The sequence below is a fragment of the Halomonas piscis genome (genome assembly GCF_031886125.1).
Classification (GTDB): domain Bacteria; phylum Pseudomonadota; class Gammaproteobacteria; order Pseudomonadales; family Halomonadaceae; genus Vreelandella; species Vreelandella piscis.
The window spans coordinates 1,518,812-1,537,038 of sequence record NZ_CP119391.1; the positions used below are offsets into that span (position 1 = coordinate 1,518,812).

The following is an 18,227-nucleotide window of genomic DNA, read 5'->3' on the forward strand; positions in this document are numbered from 1 at the left end:
TGCCGGGGCCGAGGCGCAAAGGCGCCCCCGGGGGCCCGGCATGCGGCGTATCCGGCGCCTGCATTTTATCGGCATCGGCGGCGCCGGCATGTGCGGTATCGCCGAGGTGCTGGCCAATCAGGGCTACTGCGTCAGCGGCAGCGACGTCAAGGTGACGCCGGTGGTGGAGCGCCTGCGCGAATGCGGGGTCAACGTGAGCCTGGGCCACGCCCGGGACAACGTCGAAGGCGCCGACGTGGTGGTGGTGTCAAGCGCTGTGGACGACGCCAATCCGGAGATCATCTGGGCCCGGGAACATCGAGTGCCGGTGGTGCGTCGCGCCGAAATGCTCGCCGAGCTGATGCGCTTTCGTCAGGGGATCGCGGTAGCCGGTACCCACGGCAAGACCACGACCACCAGCCTGACGGCCACGCTGCTCGCCGAGGGCGGGCTGGATCCCACCTTCGTCATCGGCGGCAAGCTCACCAGCGCCGGCACCAACGCGCGTCTGGGCGAGGGTGACTACCTGGTGGCCGAAGCGGACGAGTCCGACGCTTCTTTTCTGCATCTGCAGCCGCTGGTGTCGATTGTGACCAATATCGATGCCGACCACATGGCCACCTACGGCAACGACTTCGAGCAGCTCAAGGGCACTTTTCTCGAGTTTCTGCACAACCTGCCGTTTTACGGCCTGGCCGTGCTGTGCCTGGACGACCCTCAGGTGCGCGAGCTGTGCCCCCATCTTCAGCGCCACTTTGTCACCTACGGCTTTGACGCCGGCGCCGACTACCGCATCGTGGATTTTGTCCAGCAGGCCGGCGAAGTGCGCTTTACCGCGCTGCGCCCGGAAGGCGCGCCGCTGGACATATGTCTGGCCATGCCCGGGCGGCACAACGCGCAAAACGCCATGGCGGCGATCGTGGTGGCAAGCGATGCCGGCGTCAGCGACTCAGCGATTCTACGCGGTCTTGCCGGCTTTGCCGGCGTCGGTCGGCGCTTTCAGGTACACGGCGACTATCCGCTGCCCGGCGGCGGCGACCCGGTGATGCTGGTGGACGACTACGGCCATCATCCCCGGGAAGTGGAGGTCGGCATCCGGGCGGTACGCGACGGCTGGCCCGAACGGCGGCTGGTCATGCTCTATCAGCCGCACCGCTATACCCGCACGCGAGATTTGTACGACGACTTCGTGCGTGTGCTCTCGGGGGTGGACACGCTGCTGCTGCTGGACGTTTACAGCGCCGGCGAGACGCTCATCCCCGGCGCCGACGGCCGGGCGCTGGCGGGCTCGCTCCGCCAGCGCGGCGAGGTCGATCCGCTGTTTGTCGAACATAAAAGCGAACTGCCGGGGCTGCTGGCCAACGTGCTGCGCCCCGGCGATATCCTGATAACCCAGGGGGCCGGGGACATCGGCGGCATTGCCCAGCGCCTGGCCCGGGCCGAGCTGCTGCTTGACGAGGTGACACTGTGAGCCAACCCTTGACCTCCCATGCCGCTACGCCGGGAACGACCGCGTCGCCGGTGGTAGTGATCTATGGCGGCACCTCCGCCGAGCGCGAGGTGTCGCTCAAGAGCGGGGCGGCGATTCTTGCCGCTCTTGGGCGCAGCGGCGTTGACGCCGTGGGCTACGATCCCGCCGATCAGGGCCTTGTCGGCCTTGAACGGCTGGCGCCGGCCGCGGTGTTCATTGCGCTGCACGGCCGCGGCGGCGAGGACGGCTCACTGCAGGGGGCCCTCGAGCTGCTGGGCATTCCCTATACCGGCAGCGGCGTGCTGGCCTCGGCGCTGGGCATGGACAAGGCGCGTACCAAGCAGGTCTGGCAGGCGTTCGATTTGCCCACGCCGGAAAGCATCATGCTCAGCGGCGCCTCTGACTGGCAGGCGGTGGCCGGCCGGCTGGGGCTGCCGCTGATCGTCAAGCCCGTGCACGAGGGATCGACGCTTGGCATCAGCATCGTGCAAAGCGTCGCTGAGCTTGAAGCCGCGTATCATGAAGCCGCGCGCTTTGATGCCCGGGTCATGGCGGAGCGCTTTGTTCAGGGCGAGGAATATACCGTGTCGATCCTCGGCGATCGGGCGCTGCCGGCGGTCCGGGTCGAGGTGCCGGGGGGCTTTTACGACTACGAAGCCAAGTATCTGTCCAATACCACGCAATATCATCTGCCCTGCGGGCTCGATGAGGCTGACGAAGCCGAGCTTGCCGAACTTTGCCGGAAAGCGTTTGCGGCCATCGGCGGGGCCGGCTGGGGGCGCGTTGACGTCATGCGCGACGCCCGGGGGCATTTCTGGCTGATCGAGGTCAATACCGTGCCGGGCATGACCGACCACAGCCTGGTACCCCAGGCCGCGGCCCATACGGGGATGGACTTTGATCGGCTGGTGCTCGAGATTCTGGCAACCGCCGGCCATGTGGGCCACGATGCAGAAGCGTAACGTCTGGCTTGGCCTTCTGCTGCTGGCGCTGATGCTCGGCGCCGGCGGCCGGGCGCTGTGGCTGTGGCTGGATACGCCGGTCGAGCGCGTTTCGGTGCGCGGCGACTGGGACTACGCCAACGCCGACTATCTGCGTGGCCAGCTGGCGCCGCTGGTACGCGACGCGCGCTGGCTGTCGGTGGATCTGGCCGAGCTGCGACAGGCGGCGCTGGAAATCGGCTGGGTCAAGGAAGTCCGGGTGTCGCGCCAGTGGCCCGATGCCCTGGCGTTCGAGCTGGTCGAGCAGGAGCCGATCACGCGCTGGAACGATGATCAGCTGCTCAACGTCGAGGGGACACCCTTCGACTTTGCGCCGCTTGCCGCGCCGGAGGGGCTGCCTGACCTGGCCGGGCCGGAAGGCAGCAGCAAGGAAGTGCTGGCCTATTATCGGAGCCTGGAAAAGCAGCTGGGCAGGCTCGATCTGGCCCTTGATCAGCTGCGCCTCGAGCCTCGGGGCGCCTGGCGGCTGCAGCTGACTGACGGCGCCTGGGTCATGCTGGGTCGCCATCAGCGCGAGGCTCGTCTGGCGCGTCTGATGGCTTCCTGGCGGCACGAGCTTAACCGCTACGCCGGTGCTATTCGCTATATCGATCTGCGCTACCCCAACGGCGTGGCCGTCGCCTGGCACGGCGACTCGCCCCGAACGGCCGATGCCGTCTCGGAGGATCCGTCCTGAGCCGCGGCCTGGCCGGTAAGCGCTTGCCAACGGTGCAAATACTGTGCTCGGGGTTTAATTTCTGTATGGTTCTCAGTATCGTGGCGCCTGATAGTCGTTATACCATCTTTATGCCGATATTATAACGTCCGCCAGCCCTGCCGCCGTGACCGGATGTCATCAGGGCAGCGCCGGCGATGCCGACAGCTACGGCAGCTTATCCCATCTTTCAAGGCTACAAGGAGAATTCCCGGCTCATGGCAGGCTCATCCAGTGCATCCAGCATGGTGGTCGGGTTGGATATCGGAACGTCCAAGGTCGTTGCGATTGTCGGCCAGCCCACCGACGACGGTGGCATCGAGATTGCCGGGATCGGCTCCCACCCCTCGAACGGCATGAAGCGCGGCGTGGTCATCAACATTGAATCTACGGTGCAGTCCATTCAGCGCGCCGTGGAGGAAGCTGAACTGATGGCCGGCTGTGATATACACTCGGTCTATGTGGGGATTGCCGGCAGTCACATCAGCTCCATGAATTCCGACGGCGTCGTGGCGATCAAGGAGCGCGAAGTCAGCGCCTCGGATATCGATCGCGTGATCGATTCGGCCCGGGCGCGCGCCGTCTCCGAAGGCCAGCGCGTGCTCCACGTGCTGCCCCAGGAGTTTTCGATCGACGCCCAGGGCGGCATCCGCGAGCCGCTGGGCATGTCGGGCGTGCGCCTTGAGGCTCAGGTGCATCTGGTCACCGCCGCCGCCAACGCCGTACAAAATATCGAAAAGTGCGTGCGCCGCTGCGGCCTTGACGTTGACGCCACCATTCTTGAGCAGCTGGCTTCCAGCATGGCCGTGCTCACCGAGGACGAGCGCGAGCTGGGAGTGTGCATGGTGGACGTGGGCGGCGGCACCACCGACATGGCCATCTTTACCGAAGGCGCCATTCGCCACACCGCGGTGATTCCCATCGCCGGCGACCAGGTCACCAACGACATCGCCATGGCGCTGCGTACGCCGACCCAGCACGCCGAGGAAATCAAGGTCAAATACGCCTGTGCGCTGACCGAGCTTGCGGCCAGCGACGAGATGATCAAGGTCCCGAGCGTGGGCGATCGGCCCTCTCGGGACCTGTCGCGTCAGGCGCTGGCCGAGGTGGTCGAACCGCGCTACGAAGAGCTCTATATCCTGGTCAGGGAAGAGCTTCGCCGCAGCGGCTACGAGGACATGGTGGCGGCCGGCATTGTGCTGACAGGCGGCACCTCAAGGATGGAGGGGGCAAGCGAGCTTGCCGAAGAGATATTCCATATGCCGGTACGCATCGCCTGCCCGCAGAACGTGAAAGGGCTGGCCGACGTCGTGCGCAACCCGATTTATGCTACAGGCGTTGGCCTGTTGCACTACGCTTTGCAGGAAGCGCAGTACGGCCGCAGCCAGCAGGCGCAAGCCGGCGTGGTGGCCGCGCCTTCCGGGCGCGGCGACAAAAGCGCTGAGGCCGCCACCGGAACAACGCTTACGCGAATCAAGGGCTGGTTCAAGAGAAATTTCTGACAGGGTCGCAGACGCGGCTCAGGAGACGGGGCTTATGTTCGAACTGGTAGATAACGCACCCTCGAGCAGTGCGGTCATCAAGGTAGTGGGCGTTGGCGGCGGCGGCGGCAACGCCGTCAACCACATGGTGGAAAGCAACATCGAGGGCGTCGAGTTCATCTGCGCCAATACCGATGCTCAGGCGCTCAAGCGCGTCTCCGCCAAGACGATCCTGCAGCTCGGCAGCGAAATCACCAAGGGCCTTGGCGCCGGCGCCGACCCCGAGGTCGGCCGCCAGGCGGCCATGGAGGACCGCGAACGCATCGCCGAGCTGCTCGACGGCGCCGACATGATCTTCATCACTGCCGGCATGGGCGGCGGCACCGGTACCGGCGGCGCGCCGGTGGTGGCCCAGGTGGCCAAGGAGCTGGGGATTCTTACCGTCGCCGTGGTGACGCGGCCCTTCCCCTTCGAAGGTCCCAAGCGCTCGCGCTCCGCCGAAGAGGGCATGAAGGAGCTCTCCGAGCACGTTGACTCGCTGATCACCATTCCCAACGAGAAGCTGCTCTCGGTGCTGGGCAAGAGCGCCACGCTGCTGACCGCCTTCAGCGCGGCCAACGACGTGCTGCTGGGCGCCGTCCAGGGCATCGCCGAGCTGATCACCAGCCCCGGGATCATCAACGTCGACTTTGCCGACGTGCGCACCGTGATGTCGGAAATGGGCATGGCGATGATGGGCACCGGCGGCGCCACCGGCGAAAACCGCGCCCGCGAGGCGGCGGAAAAGGCCATCCGCAGCCCGCTGCTGGAAGATATCGATCTGCACGGCGCCCGGGGGATTCTGGTCAACATTACCGCCGGGCCGGATCTGTCGATTGGCGAATTCAACGACGTCGGTGCCACGGTCCAGGAGTTCGCCTCCGACGAGGCGACCATCGTGGTGGGAACTTCCATCGACATGGAAATGTCGGATGAGCTGCGGGTGACCGTGGTGGCAGCGGGGCTTGACGGCGGCCAGGCGCGCGTCGCGGCGCGCGAGCCGGCGCGGCGCGCGGCCCAGGCTGACGCCGGCGCCGACTATCGCACGCTCCAGCAGCCTACGGTCATGCGTCAGCAGCAGGCCGCGGCCCGGGCCGAAAAGCCGGAGAGCGAAAGCCGGCCTCGGTCCGACAAGCGCCGCGCCGCCGAGACGGACGACTACCTGGACATTCCGGCGTTTCTGCGCCGCCAGGCCGACTAGTTGTCAAAGCGACCTCGTTCACGGCAGGTCGGCAATCAATCCCGGCCTGCCGCACGGCGCACTCTGCGCCCGGGACAACACCCTTCATGATGGTTGCGTGCGCTGCCCGGCGGCGTGTTTTGCCATCAACGTTTTGCCATCACCACGGCCATCACTGGAGCCTGACTTCCCCCCATGATCAAACAACGCACACTGCAAAACGTCATCCGTGCCACCGGAGTGGGGCTGCACTCTGGCGCAAAAGTTCACATGGCGCTGCGCCCGGCACCCGCCAATACCGGCATCGTGTTCGTGAGGACGGATTTGCAGCCGGCGGTGGAAGTTCCTGCAAGGGCCGATCTGGTGGAAGACACCATGCTGTGCACGGCGCTTTCCCGCCGTGGTGTCAAGGTGGCGACCGTCGAGCACCTGATGTCGGCGTTTGCCGGCCTGGGGATCGACAACGCCTACGTTGACCTGAGCGCCGGCGAAGTGCCGATCATGGACGGCAGCGCCAGCCCGTTCGTGTTCCTGATCCAGTCGGCGGGCATCTGCGAGCAGAACGCGGCCAAGAAGTTCATCCGTATCAAGGAGCGAGTGAGCGTGGGCGACGCCGACAAGGAAGCCGTGTTTCTCCCTCACGAAGGTTTCAAGGTGTCGTTTTCCATCGACTTTGCCCATCCGGTGTTCGAGCAGCAGAAGCAGTCGGCGCTGATCGATTTTTCCACTACCTCCTTTGTCAAGGATGTTTCCCGGGCGCGGACCTTTGGTTTCATGCGCGATATCGAAAACCTGCGCGCCAACAACCTGGCCCTCGGGGGCAGCCTGGAAAATGCCGTCGTGGTAGACGACTACCGCATCGTCAACGACGGCGGGCTGCGCTACGACGACGAGTTCGTCAAGCACAAGGTGCTGGATGCCATCGGCGATTTGTACCAGCTGGGGCACAGCCTCATCGGCGAGTTTCGCGGGGTGAAGTCGGGCCATGCGCTGAACAATCAGCTGTGCCGCGAACTGCTGTCCCGACCGGAGGCCTACGAGATCGTTACCTTCGAGGAAGACAGGGCCGTGGCGCCGATTTCCTACGCCGCGCCGGCCATGGCGTAACGCTGCCGGCATGACAGGGCGGGCTGAAGGCACTGCCTCTGCTCAGGATGACGCCTGGGCAGGGCGGTGCCTTTTGCCGTTCAGGGGCGGGTTGGCCCCGGATTGTCGGGCCCTTTCAGCGGGGCGCGTGGGAGGCCAGCCGCTCAAGCGCGGCCTTGAGCCCGGGATCCCGGGTCTCCTCGGCGCATTCGGTGAGCACCTTGCCGGCGGATTGGGGCAGGGTGCGGCAGTAGCGGCGGGGCGCTTTCACCGGGCGCACCGGGCGCACCTTGAAGCGCAGGCCGGTCACGCCCTCAAACCCGGGGATGCCGTGGAGCAGCGTCAGCAGGCGCGGCTGCTCGAAGCGCAGCCAGGTGACCAGCGCGGCGCGGTCGCAGATCAGCGTCAGCCGCCCTTCGCTCACGCCGCCGACAAAGACGTGCTCGCGCATTGGCTCCGGCAGGTCAGCGCGCAGCCGGCGCTGGGCCTCGTCAATCAGGCGCGACGCCTGCATCAGCCGGCCGATATCGCCCCGGGGCTTGAGCAGTTGCCCCACGGGCTGTGCGCGAGAACGCTTAACCTTTATACTCATGCGCTTGCCTCGTGTGGATGCATCCATTCATGAAAGCCTAGCACGCCAAGGAGTGCGACCCCAGCATGCCCGCCCAGCCGACGCCCCAAGCGAACACTTCGCGGCCCTGCCGTCGGCGCGGCGTGGCGCGCTGGTGGCTGGCCGGCCTTCTGGTCAGCTGTCTGCTTCCCGTCGGACTGAGCGCCTGCCAGGCCGCGCGGCTGCCCGCCGGCCAGGTCTATGCGCTGGCCCTGGCGCCGGCCATCAGGCGTGTGCGGCGCCGTTCGGGGCGCCGGCGGCGGGCCATCATGCGCCGGCGGCGTCCGGGTCGCTGCTGCTCCCGTCTACCCGGCAGCCCGGCCCGCGTGCCGGGGCTGGTCGCCGCGCTCGATGCGGTGTCGCGCCGCGGGCCGCCAGCGTCTCTGCTCAAAACGCCTTGTTTCTTCGCGGCCAACCCGGTGGCACCGCTGTCGGCGGGTCGCCGCGCATTTTCCTGTTTTTACCGGGGACGCATGACGGCGTTTCCGGCAGCCATAGTGGAAAAGTCATGATCAGTAACGTACTGCGCAAAGTCGTCGGCTCCAAGAACGAACGCGAAGTCAAACGCATGCACAAGAGCGTGCAGCACGTCAACGCCCTGGAAAGCGAGTTCGAAGCGCTGAGCGAGGCCGAGCTGCAGGGCAAGACCGGCGAGCTGCGCGCCCGCCTGGACGACGGTGAGCCGCTGGACAGCCTGCTGCCCCAGGCTTTTGCCGTTGTCCGCGAGGCGAGCAAGCGGGTCATGGGCATGCGCCACTTCGACGTGCAGATGGTCGGCGGCATGACGCTCAACGACGGACGGATCGCCGAGATGAAAACCGGCGAGGGCAAGACCCTGGTGGCCACCCTTGCCGTCTACCTCAACGCCCTGCCGGCCAAGGGCGTGCACGTGGTCACGGTGAACGACTATCTGGCCCGCCGCGACGCCGACTGGATGCGTCCGCTGTACGAGTTTCTGGGGCTTTCGGTGGGCGTGATCTTTTCCGGCCAGCCCAACGAGGAAAAGCGCCACGCCTACGCCTGCGATATTACCTACGGCACCAACAACGAGTTCGGTTTTGACTACCTGCGCGACAACATGGCGTTTTCGCTCGAGGAAAAGGTGCAGCGCCCGCTGCACTACGCCATTGTCGACGAGGTGGATTCGATTCTTATCGACGAGGCGCGCACGCCGCTGATCATCTCCGGCGCGGTGGATGAAAACACCGAGCTTTACGGCGTCGTCGACCGTCTGGCGACACATCTGGAAAAGGGCGAAGAGCCGGAAGACGAAGATGCACCGCCCACCGGCGACTTTCTGCTCGACGAAAAGCAAAAGCAGGTCGAACTCACCGAGCAGGGGCATAACCGCGTGGAAGAGCTGATGCGCGCCGAAGGCCTGCTGGGCGAGGAGGAGTCGCTTTACGCCGCGCAGAACCTGGGGCTTTTGCAGCATATGCATTCGGCGCTGCGCGCCCGCCATCTCTATCAGCGCGACGTCGACTACATCATCGCCGACGGTCAGGTGGTCATTGTCGACGAACACACCGGCCGCTCGATGCCCGGGCGGCGCTGGTCGGAAGGGCTGCACCAGGCCGTGGAGGCCAAGGAGGGCGTCACCGTCCAGCGCGAGAGCCAGACCCTTGCTTCCACCACCTTCCAGAACTATTTCCGCCTTTACGAGAAACTGGCCGGCATGACCGGCACGGCGGATACCGAAGCCTTCGAGTTTCGCCAGATCTACGGCCTGGACGTGATCGTCATTCCCACCAACCGCCCCCAGGCGCGCCAGGATCTCAACGATCTGGTCTACCAGAGCGCCGAGGAAAAATACCGGGCGATCATCAAGGATGTGCAGGAGCAGACCGAGGCGGGCCGCCCGGTGCTGGTGGGTACCGCCTCCATTGACACCTCCGAGTACCTGGCGCGGCTGATGCGCGAGGCGGGCATCAGCTTCAACGTGCTCAACGCCAAGCAGCACCAGAGCGAAGCCGAGATCATCGCCCAGGCCGGGCGCCCCGGGGCCGTGACCATTGCCACCAATATGGCCGGCCGGGGGACGGATATCGTGCTCGGCGGCAACTGGGAAGCCGAGGCCGCCAGGCTGGAAAACCCCACCGCGGCGGATATCGAGACGCTCAAGAACGAATGGCAAAAGCGCCACGACGCGGTGCTGGAAGCCGGCGGCCTGCACGTGATCGGCTCCGAGCGTCACGAGTCCCGGCGCATCGACAACCAGCTGCGCGGGCGCTCCGGGCGCCAGGGTGACCCCGGCTCCACGCGGTTTTTCCTCTCTCTGGAAGACAGCCTGATGCGGCTGTTCGGCTCTGACCGCGTCAAGCGGATGATGAAGGCGCTGGGCCTCGAAGAGGGCGAGGCCATCGAGCACAAGATGGTGTCCAACGCCGTGGAGCGGGCCCAGAAAAAGGTCGAGGGGCGCAACTTCGATATCCGCAAGCAGCTGCTGGAGTACGACGACGTCTCCAACGACCAGCGTCGGGTGATCTACGAACAGCGCAACGACATTCTCAAGTCCGAAGACGTGGCCGACGCCGTGGCGGGCATTCGCGAAGAGGTCGTGGACGAGGCGATCAGCAGCTTCGTGCCGCCCCAGAGCCTCGCCGAGCAGTGGGACCTGGCAGGGCTTGAAACTCACCTCAAGACCGAGCTCAACCTGGAAGCGCCGGTGGTCGAATGGGCCCGGGAAGACCAGCGGCTGAGCGAGGAAAAGCTCCGCGAGCGGCTGCAGACCATGCACCGGGAGGCCTACGAAGCCAAGATCGAAGCGGCCGGCGAGGCGCTGATCCGGCGGTTTGAAAAGCAGGTGATGCTGCAGGTGCTGGATACCCGCTGGAAAGAGCACTTGCAGTCCATGGACCACCTGCGCCGGGGGATCCACCTGCGCGGCTACGCCCAGAAGAACCCCAAGCAGGAATACAAGCGCGAGTCCTTCGACCTGTTTCAACAGCTGCTGGCCAATATCAAGGCCGACGTCACGCGGATTCTGAGCCATGTCCAGGTGCGCCAGCCCGAAGAGGTTGACGCGCTGGAGCGCGAGCGTCGCGAAGCGCTCGAGCGCGAACAGGCGACCGCCGCCAGCCGCCACGACGAGCCCGAGGGCAGCGCGGATGAAACCGCATCCGAGACCCCCGAGGCCGCGGCCGCCGAGGGCCAGCCGGTGCGCCGGGAAGGGCCCAAGGTGGGGCGTAACGACCTTTGCCCCTGCGGCTCGGGTAAGAAGTACAAGCACTGCTGCGGCAAGCTCAGCTAAGCTAAGCGGCAATGCTTTCTGGTTGACAAACCCCGGCTGACGGCCCGGGCTGACGAAAGGAGGAATCCTATGGCGGTGGGTCATGTCCCGTTTCCCGCAATGCCGGCGCTTGACGGCGTACGCCTGGGCACGACCAGGGCCGGTATCGGCAAGGCCGGCCGGCGCGATCTGGTGGTGATCGAACTGCCCGATACGGCAAGCGTAGCCGGCGTTTTCACCCGCAACGCCTTTTGCGCCGCGCCGGTGCAGGTCGCCAGGGAGCATCTGGCCGCCTGCCGCCGGCAGGGCCAGGCGCCGCGCTACTGGCTGATCAATACCGGCAACGCCAACGCCGGCACCGGCGCCCAGGGGCTCGACGATGCCCGGGAAAGCTGCCGCGCGCTGGCCGCCGAGGCCGGCTTGCCGGCGCACCGGGTGCTGCCTTTCTCCACCGGCGTGATCGGCGAGGCGCTGCCCATGGAGGCGCTGCTGGCCGGCATCACCCCGGCGTTTGCCGCCCGAAGCGGCCAGAGCGAGGCCTGGGAGCAGGCGGCGGCGGGTATCCTCACCACCGATACGCAGCTCAAGGGGGCAAGCGTCGAAGTGCCCCTGGGCGATCGGCGGGTAACGCTCAACGGCATTGCCAAGGGGTCGGGCATGATTCGCCCTGACATGGCGACCATGCTCGGCTTTGTGGTGACCGACGCCGCCGTGGCGCCGGCGCTTCTCGAGCGGCTGCTGCGCCAGGCGGTAGACCGCTCGTTCAACTGCATCACCGTGGACAGCGACACCTCGACCAACGACGCCTGCCTGCTGGCCGCTACCGGGCAGGGGGCGGAAATCGCCACCGACGACGAGATTCGTGCCTTTGCCGACGGCCTCGAACAGGTGCTGGTGGCCCTGGCCCAGGCGATCATCCGCGACGGCGAGGGTGCCACCAAGTTCGTCACGCTCGACGTGGTCGGTGCCGCTAGCCGCCGGGAAGCGCTGGACGTGGCCTTTACCGTGGCCCATTCGCCGCTGGTCAAGACCGCGCTCTACGCCTCGGACGCCAACTGGGGGCGAATTCTGGCGGCGGTGGGGCGCGCGCCGGTGGCCGATTTCGACGTCGAGCGTGTCACCATTGACCTGGACGAAGTGCGTCTGGTAGAAGGCGGCGGCCGCGCGCCGGGCTATACCGAAGCCGCCGGCAGCGCGGTGATGGCGCGGGAGGAGATCGGCATCCGTATTGATCTGGGGCGCGGCGATAGCGACGCCAGGGTGTGGACGTCGGATCTTTCCCACGAGTATGTGTCCATCAACGCCGACTATCGCAGCTGAGCCTCCCGACCGGGCAGGGATTCGCGCCGATGATGATTCGTGCAGCAAGAGGCGTCGGCTAGGCCGATCAGCAAAACAGTGGAAAAAGACGTAATGAAAGCAATGGTAAAACGACGGGTTCACGTTGCCGCCGCGGCAATCATCAGCGATGACAAGCAGAAGGTGCTGATTGCGCGCCGGCCCTCAAGCTTCGATCAGGGCGGCCTGTGGGAGTTTCCCGGCGGCAAGCTGGCCCCTTACGAAACGGGTCTGGAAGGTCTCAAGCGCGAGCTGCACGAAGAGCTGGGGGTGGAAATTACCCGGGCCCAGCCGCTGATCCGCGTGCACCACGAATACCCCGACAAGCATATCCTGCTCGACGTATGGCAGGTTCATGCGTTTTCCGGCGAGCCGTTCGGCCGCGAAGGCCAGGCGGTGCGCTGGGTGCCCATGGAGGAGCTGTCGGGCTATCCGTTCCCGGCGGCCAACCTGCCCATTCTGCGCGCGGTCATGCTGCCCGCCGAATATCTGATCACCGCCGAAGAGGAAGACGAAGCGGTCTTTGGCGAGCGCCTGACCCGGGCGCTGGAGGAAGACGGCGTGCGGCTGGTGCAGCTTAGGGCCAAGAGCCTCGACGGCGAGCAGTATCTGGCCCGCGCCCGCCGGGCGCTGGCGCTTTGCCGGGAGTACGGCGCTCGGCTGCTGCTCAACGGCGACCCGGCTTTGCTCGAGCAGGTCGACGCCGACGGTATTCACCTGACCAGCGAGCGGCTGATGCAGCTTGACCGGCGGCCGATACCCGCGGGCAAGTGGCTGGGCGCCTCGACCCATAACGCCGAGCAGCTGGAAAAGGCGGCCGCTCTCGGCTGCGACCTGGTTACGCTGTCGCCGCTGGCGCCCACGCCTTCGCATCCGGACGCGGTGCTGATGGGCTGGCATGACTTTCAACAGCACGTGGAGCACGCCGGCATGCCGGTGTTTGCGCTGGGCGGAATGACGCGCCAGCATGCCAACCGGGCCCGCGCGGTGGGCGCCCAGGGCATTGCCTCGATCCGGGACTTCTGGCGCTGAGCCAAAGCGCGCCTGCCAGCGGGCAGGCGTTTTTATGCACGCCGGGCATGCCTGAGCGCTTGCCGACAAGGAGCACGTCATGCTTGACCGCTTGCCTTTTCTGGTGGGGCTGCGCTACGTGCGCGCCAAACGCCGCAACCATTTTATTTCGTTTATTTCGTTGACTTCCATGCTGGGCCTGATGCTCGGCGTGGCGGTGCTGATCCTGGTGCTGTCGGTGATGAACGGCTTTGACCACGAGCTGCGCACGCGCATTCTGGGCATGGTGCCGCACACCAAGATCGAGGCCGTCGACGGCCTCAAGGACTGGCAAGGGCTTGCCGAGCGGCTGACCGAGCGCGAGCGCGTGGTGGGCGCGGCGCCCTACGTGGAGCAGCAGGGCATGTTTTCCGCCGGCGGGCGCAACCAGGGCGGCATGGTGACCGGCATCAAGCCCGGCTGGGAAAGCCAGGTCTCGATCGTCGACGAGCACATGGAGCGCGGCAGCCTCGACGATCTGCAGCCCGGTACCTGGAAGGTGGTGCTGGGGTCGGCGCTGGCGCGCAACCTGGGGGTTGGCGTGGGTGACCGGGTGACCCTGCTGGTGCCCGAAGCCTCGATTACCCCGGCCGGGGTCTTCCCGCGGCTCAAGCGCTTTACCGTGAGCGGCATTTTCAGCGTCGGCGCCGAGCTCGATGCCCGCCTGGCCTATGCCAACATTGCCGACATGCAGACCCTGGCCCGGATGGGCAACACCGTGGGCGGGCTGCGCCTGGAGCTGGATGACCTCTTCGCCGCCAGCAGCGAGACCCAGGCCATTGTCAACGACCTGGGCGCGGGCTACCGCGGCCGCGACTGGACCTTCACCCAGGGCAACCTGTTTCAGGCCATCCAGATGGAAAAGCGCATGATCGGCCTGTTGCTCACGGTGATCATCGCCGTGGCGGCGTTCAACATCGTCTCCACTCTGGTGATGGTGGTCACCGACAAGCGCGCCGATATCGCCATTCTGCGCACCATCGGCGCCACGCCGCGTTCGATCATGGGTATTTTCATGGTCCAGGGCATGGCCATCGGCGTGATCGGCATCGCCATCGGCGTGGTCGTGGGCGTGCTGCTGGCGCTCACGGTGTCAGATCTGATCGGCTGGGTGGAAGGCGCCTTCGGCATCCACTTTCTCGATGCCGGAGTGTATTTCATCAGCGAGCTGCCCTCGCAGCTGCGCGGCAGCGACGTGCTCAATATTGTCGCGGCGGCGTTCGGCCTGACGTTTTTATCCACGCTGTATCCCGCCTGGCGCGCTGCCCGGGTGCAGCCCGCCGACGTGCTGCGCTATGAGTAAGGAAGCCTCCATGACGACCGCGACAACCGCCAACGCCGCCAAGGCTCGGGTGATGCTGGAATGCCGGGACGTGACCCGCACCTATAGCGAGGGGCCGGAAGACTTGACCGTGCTCGACGGGCTTTCGCTTCGCGTACGCGCCGGCGAGCGCGTGGCCATTGTCGGCAGTTCCGGCTCGGGCAAGACGACGCTTCTCAACCTGCTGGGCGGCCTCGATCGCCCCAGCCGGGGGCAGATCGTGATTGCCGACGAGCCGCTTGCGGGACTGAACGAAGCCGCGCTGGGGCGCTTTCGCAATCGCTATATCGGCTTTGTTTACCAGTTTCACCATCTGCTGGCCGAGTTCACCGCGCTGGAAAACGCCGCGCTGCCGCTGATTATCCGCGGTCAGCGCAAGCGCGAGGCGGAAAAGCGCGCCCGGGCGCTGCTCGAGCGCGTGGGTATGGCGCCGCGCGCCGATCACAAGCCGGGCGAGCTTTCCGGCGGCGAGCGCCAGCGCGTGGCCATTGCCCGGGCACTGGTCACCGACCCCGGCCTGGTGCTGATGGACGAGCCGACCGGCAACCTCGATCAGAGCACGGCGGCCACCATCCTCGGGCTGATGGACGAGCTGGCCCGGGAGAGCGCCTGCGCCTTTGTCATCGTCACCCACGATACCGATCTCGCAGCCCACCAGGATCGGGTCCTGCGCCTGGACGGCGGGCACCTGGTCGCGGACCCTGCCTGACGATCGCCGTCAGCTTCAGTCGTCAAATTCGGCCTCGAGGCGCGCCCGACGCTGGCGGCGTTTGCGCTGCCGGCGCCGCCAGTGGCGGGACACGTGCCAGCGCCAGATGAGGCGAACGGCAGCGTTGGCCAGCGCCGCCAGGATAACCGCCGAGATCAGCGAGCCGACCAGCAGCGCCGGCAGGATGTCGTGCATCTGCTCGGCGATCCAGCGGGCCGAGAGGCGCATCGGGGCTTCGCGAACCGGCGTGTCGAAAAACAGCGAGCCCAGCCGGTAGTTGGCGTAATAGATCAGCGGCATGGTCAGCGGGTTGGTGATCCATACCAGCCCCACCGCCAGAGCCAGATTGCAGCGGCTCAGGCGCGCGCCCAGGGCAGCGACTACCATCTGAAAGGGGATGGGCAAGAGCGCGCAGAATATGCCGACGCTGAAGGCGTTGGCCACGCTTCGGCGGGTGAGCAGCCAAAGCCTCGGGTCGGCAATCAGCGGCGCCATGAAACGCAGCGAGCGCCGGCGCTTCAGAGTGTCGGGTCGAGGCATGTAGCGCTGCAGGAAACGGCGCGGCATGTTGATTACTCTGGCCTTTGAAGCTAACCATTATCCATATACTGGGTGGTTTCGGCTATGCGGGCGTAGCGCCGCAAAGCGGGTCCGGGGAGCGGACAGACGATGGCGGCGAAAAAGCGCGGCGCAAGGGGTGTCAAGTATCGGCGTGCGGGACTCGCCTGGCCCCTGGCCGCGGCGGCGCTGGGCGGTGCCGGGGCAGGGGCTGCGGGCGTGGTCGACAACTATCCGCTGCTCGCCGCTGCCGTGCCGGGAGTGGCCTTGCTGCTGGCGGGACTGACGGGCCGACGATATCCGCTATGGCCGCTGCTGCTGGGGGCGTGGCTGCTGACCTGGGGCGGCGTTTTGCAGGAGCAGGCGAGCCGGCTGCCGCCGGGGCTAAGCGGCGTCGACCTTGGCGTTAGCGCGCGGGTGATCGAGGCGGATGACAGCGCCGGCATTCCCCGTCTGCTGCTGAGCGTCGATCGCTGCCGAGCGCCGCCCGGGCTGCCCCGCTGCGACCGGCTGGGCAAAGTCCGGGTCAGCGTTTACGGCGAGGCGCCCATGCGCCGGGGCGAGCGCTGGCAGATGACCCTGCGCCTGCGCCCGCCGCACGGGTTTCGCAACCCCGGCGCCTTCGACTATCAGGCCTGGCTGTGGCGCGAAGGCATTCACGCCACCGGCTACGTACGCCAGAGCCCGGCGCCGGTGCGTACCGACGCCGCCGCGCCGTCGCTGAAGCCCCGGGCGCTTTCCTTCATTGACCGTCACGCCGGCGATGCGGCCACCCGCCGCTGGCTGGCCGCGCTGACGCTGGGAGAAAGCAGCCGGCTCACCCGGGACGACTGGAACCTGCTGAACGCCAGCGGCACCACGCACCTGGTGGTGATTTCGGGTCTCCATGTAGGCCTGGTGGCGGGGTTTGGCCTCTGGCTTTCCCGGGCAGGGGCCCGCCGGTTAACGCCATGGAACTGGCGGCTGCGCCTATGGCCCTGGTGGGCGGCCGCAGGCTGTGCCCTGGGCTATGCGCTGCTTGCCGGACTGACGCCGCCGGCGACCCGGGCGCTGGTCATGGCGCTGGTAGGGCTCTGGGCGCTGGCCGGACGCCATGCTCCAGGCGCCTGGCAGGCGTGGTGGCTGGCCATGGCGATCATCGCAATAAGCGATCCTCTGGCCGTGTGGCGCCCCGGCTTCTGGCTATCGTTTGTTGCCGTGGGCTGGCTGATCGTGATCTGGCAGGGACGACGGCGGCCGACAGGGTGGCGCGGCTGGCTGTGGGCGCTGTGCCGCTCCCAGCTGCTGCTTGCCCCGATCATGGCCGCGGCGGTGCTGCTGGCCTTCGGCCGGGTCGCGCCGCTGGCCCCGCTGATCAACCTGGCGGCGGTGCCCTGGATGAGCATGATCATGGTGCCGCTGGCGCTGCTCGGCTGGCTGGCCGCGCCGCTTCCCTACGCAAGCGAGGCGCTCTGGTGGCTGTTTGGCCTGACGCTCGATCTGCTGCGCGGGCTGCTCGAGCTTGCGGTGACCGCGGCGCCGCTTTGGGAGCCGCCAATCGGGCAGATTGCGGCGGTGGCCGCCGCCCTTGGCCTGGTGGCGCTGTGCTGGGGGCTGCCCGCGGTTGCCCGGGAGCTGCGGACCTTGAGCCTGATGCTGATGTTGCTGGCGGTGGTGACCGTCTCGCCGCCGGCGCTGCCCGAAGGCGCGCTGCGGGTGCGAATCCACGACGTGGGGCAGGGGCAGCTGATCGAGCTGCGCACTCGCCATTCGCGCACGCTCTACGATACCGGACCGCGCTTTCGCTCGGGGTTCATGCCGCTTGCGGGGCTGTGGCCGCCGGGGCAGCGCTTTGACCGGGTGATCGTCAGCCACCGGGATAACCGACCACGCCGGCGGCATTCGCGCCCTTCAGGAAGCCCACCGGGTGGCTCGCTGGCAGGCGCCGGCCGGGGATGGCGTGGTGGCCGGGCAGCAGCCGTGTCGCAACGGGCAGCGCTGGCAGCGGAACGGCGTGGCGTTTGCCCACCTGTGGCCGCCGGCAAAAAGGCCGGGCGAGCTGTCGCCCAACGACGCCTCCTGCGTGCTGCAGGTGACGGCAGGCAAGCACCGGCTGCTGATCACCGGCGACGTGGGGGCCCGGGTCGAGCGCCGGCTTCTGTCGCTCGTCGACGCGCCGGTCAGCGTGCTGGTCGCCGGGCATCACGGTAGCGCGACGAGCTCCGGCGTGCAGTTCGTACGCTCGGTAGCCCCTCGGCACGCGGTGTTCAGCGCCGGGCGCAACAACCGCTTCGGGCACCCGGTAGACAGGGTGGTAAGGCGCTTTCGCCGCCAGACAAGCTGCCTTTGGAGTACTGCCCAGGACGGGGCGCTGACGTTCTGGCTGATCCCCGGGGAAGCGGTCAGGGTGGAGAGTGAGCGCGAGGTCCCGGGGGGCGAGCGGTGTTGATGGGCGCCGGCTTGAGGTAGAATCGGCGCATCGTGTTTTAGCGCCGGGAGTCC

Annotated in this window: 15 protein-coding genes and 2 pseudogenes; 15 read left to right on the forward strand and 2 right to left on the reverse strand. The window is 66.9% G+C overall.

Going from position 1 to position 18,227, the window contains the following annotated elements; translation table 11 throughout:
* Nucleotides 1–40: 40 nt before the first annotated feature.
* The 6 genes from murC to lpxC all read left to right on the forward strand — a co-directional run bounded on the left by murC (nucleotide 41) and on the right by lpxC (nucleotide 6,952).
* Nucleotides 41–1,450, forward strand: a complete 1,410-nt coding sequence (gene murC / locus P1P91_RS07105; RefSeq protein WP_311885734.1) for a UDP-N-acetylmuramate--L-alanine ligase — start codon at nucleotides 41–43, stop codon at nucleotides 1,448–1,450.
* Nucleotides 1,447–2,412, forward strand: coding sequence for a D-alanine--D-alanine ligase (locus P1P91_RS07110; protein ID WP_311885536.1), 966 nt, complete (start codon nucleotides 1,447–1,449; stop codon nucleotides 2,410–2,412). The genes murC and P1P91_RS07110 overlap by 4 nt, the downstream gene beginning before the upstream one ends.
* Nucleotides 2,399–3,127, forward strand: coding sequence for a cell division protein FtsQ/DivIB (locus P1P91_RS07115; RefSeq protein WP_311885538.1), 729 nt, complete (start codon nucleotides 2,399–2,401; stop codon nucleotides 3,125–3,127). Before P1P91_RS07110 ends, P1P91_RS07115 begins: the two co-directional genes overlap by 14 nt.
* Before the next feature lie 236 nt (nucleotides 3,128–3,363).
* A complete protein-coding gene (gene ftsA, locus P1P91_RS07120) occupies nucleotides 3,364–4,647 on the forward strand; it encodes a cell division protein FtsA (protein ID WP_311885540.1) in 1,284 nt (427 codons plus the stop codon).
* 34 nt (nucleotides 4,648–4,681) lie between these two features.
* Nucleotides 4,682–5,866: a cell division protein FtsZ gene (gene ftsZ, locus P1P91_RS07125; RefSeq protein ID WP_311885542.1), complete on the forward strand. Its 1,185-nt coding sequence runs from the start codon at nucleotides 4,682–4,684 to the stop codon at nucleotides 5,864–5,866.
* 174 nt (nucleotides 5,867–6,040) lie between these two features.
* On the forward strand, nucleotides 6,041–6,952 hold the full coding sequence (gene lpxC / locus P1P91_RS07130) for a UDP-3-O-acyl-N-acetylglucosamine deacetylase (protein ID WP_311885544.1): 912 nt from the start codon (nucleotides 6,041–6,043) through the stop codon (nucleotides 6,950–6,952).
* A 115-nt stretch (nucleotides 6,953–7,067) separates the two neighbouring features.
* Here lpxC and P1P91_RS07135 read toward each other — a convergent pair whose 3' ends face one another.
* The gene (locus P1P91_RS07135) at nucleotides 7,068–7,523 is read right to left on the reverse strand and encodes a DUF721 domain-containing protein (RefSeq protein ID WP_311885546.1); all 456 of its coding nucleotides are present in this window, start codon (nucleotides 7,521–7,523) and stop codon (nucleotides 7,068–7,070) included.
* A gap of 65 nt (nucleotides 7,524–7,588) precedes the next feature.
* Here P1P91_RS07135 and P1P91_RS07140 point away from each other — a divergent pair, with 65 nt between their 5' ends.
* The 6 genes from P1P91_RS07140 (at nucleotide 7,589) to P1P91_RS07165 (ending at nucleotide 15,188) form a co-directional block, all read left to right on the forward strand.
* On the forward strand, nucleotides 7,589–8,053 hold the full coding sequence (locus P1P91_RS07140) for a hypothetical protein (RefSeq protein WP_311885548.1): 465 nt from the start codon (nucleotides 7,589–7,591) through the stop codon (nucleotides 8,051–8,053).
* A complete protein-coding gene (secA, locus tag P1P91_RS07145) occupies nucleotides 8,050–10,791 on the forward strand; it encodes a preprotein translocase subunit SecA (protein WP_311885550.1) in 2,742 nt (913 codons plus the stop codon). The genes P1P91_RS07140 and secA overlap by 4 nt, the downstream gene beginning before the upstream one ends.
* A gap of 69 nt (nucleotides 10,792–10,860) precedes the next feature.
* Nucleotides 10,861–12,090 carry a bifunctional glutamate N-acetyltransferase/amino-acid acetyltransferase ArgJ gene (gene argJ, locus P1P91_RS07150; protein WP_311885552.1) on the forward strand — a complete coding sequence of 410 codons (1,230 nt, stop codon included), beginning with the start codon at nucleotides 10,861–10,863 and terminating at the stop codon, nucleotides 12,088–12,090.
* Nucleotides 12,091–12,183: 93 nt separating this feature from the next.
* The gene (locus P1P91_RS07155) at nucleotides 12,184–13,140 is read left to right on the forward strand and encodes a Nudix family hydrolase (protein ID WP_311885554.1); all 957 of its coding nucleotides are present in this window, start codon (nucleotides 12,184–12,186) and stop codon (nucleotides 13,138–13,140) included.
* 79 nt (nucleotides 13,141–13,219) lie between these two features.
* Nucleotides 13,220–14,461, forward strand: coding sequence for a lipoprotein-releasing ABC transporter permease subunit (locus P1P91_RS07160; protein WP_311885555.1), 1,242 nt, complete (start codon nucleotides 13,220–13,222; stop codon nucleotides 14,459–14,461).
* A 10-nt stretch (nucleotides 14,462–14,471) separates the two neighbouring features.
* Complete coding sequence (locus P1P91_RS07165) at nucleotides 14,472–15,188, forward strand: ABC transporter ATP-binding protein (protein WP_311885556.1); 717 nt, start codon at nucleotides 14,472–14,474, stop codon at nucleotides 15,186–15,188.
* 15 nt (nucleotides 15,189–15,203) lie between these two features.
* Here P1P91_RS07165 and P1P91_RS07170 read toward each other — a convergent pair whose 3' ends face one another.
* Nucleotides 15,204–15,755, reverse strand: a complete 552-nt coding sequence (locus P1P91_RS07170) for a DUF2062 domain-containing protein (protein WP_311885558.1) — start codon at nucleotides 15,753–15,755, stop codon at nucleotides 15,204–15,206.
* 102 nt (nucleotides 15,756–15,857) lie between these two features.
* Between P1P91_RS07170 and P1P91_RS07175 the strand changes: the two are divergent.
* From P1P91_RS07175 to P1P91_RS07180, 3 genes and pseudogenes are all read left to right on the forward strand, one after another.
* Nucleotides 15,858–17,279, forward strand: a pseudogene (locus P1P91_RS07175) (ComEC/Rec2 family competence protein); the annotation flags it as partial.
* A 373-nt stretch (nucleotides 17,280–17,652) separates the two neighbouring features.
* Nucleotides 17,653–17,943: pseudogene (locus P1P91_RS15130) on the forward strand (ComEC/Rec2 family competence protein); the annotation flags it as partial.
* A gap of 9 nt (nucleotides 17,944–17,952) precedes the next feature.
* Nucleotides 17,953–18,174, forward strand: a complete 222-nt coding sequence (locus P1P91_RS07180; protein WP_311885561.1) for a ComEC/Rec2 family competence protein — start codon at nucleotides 17,953–17,955, stop codon at nucleotides 18,172–18,174.
* Nucleotides 18,175–18,227: the final 53 nt, after the last annotated feature.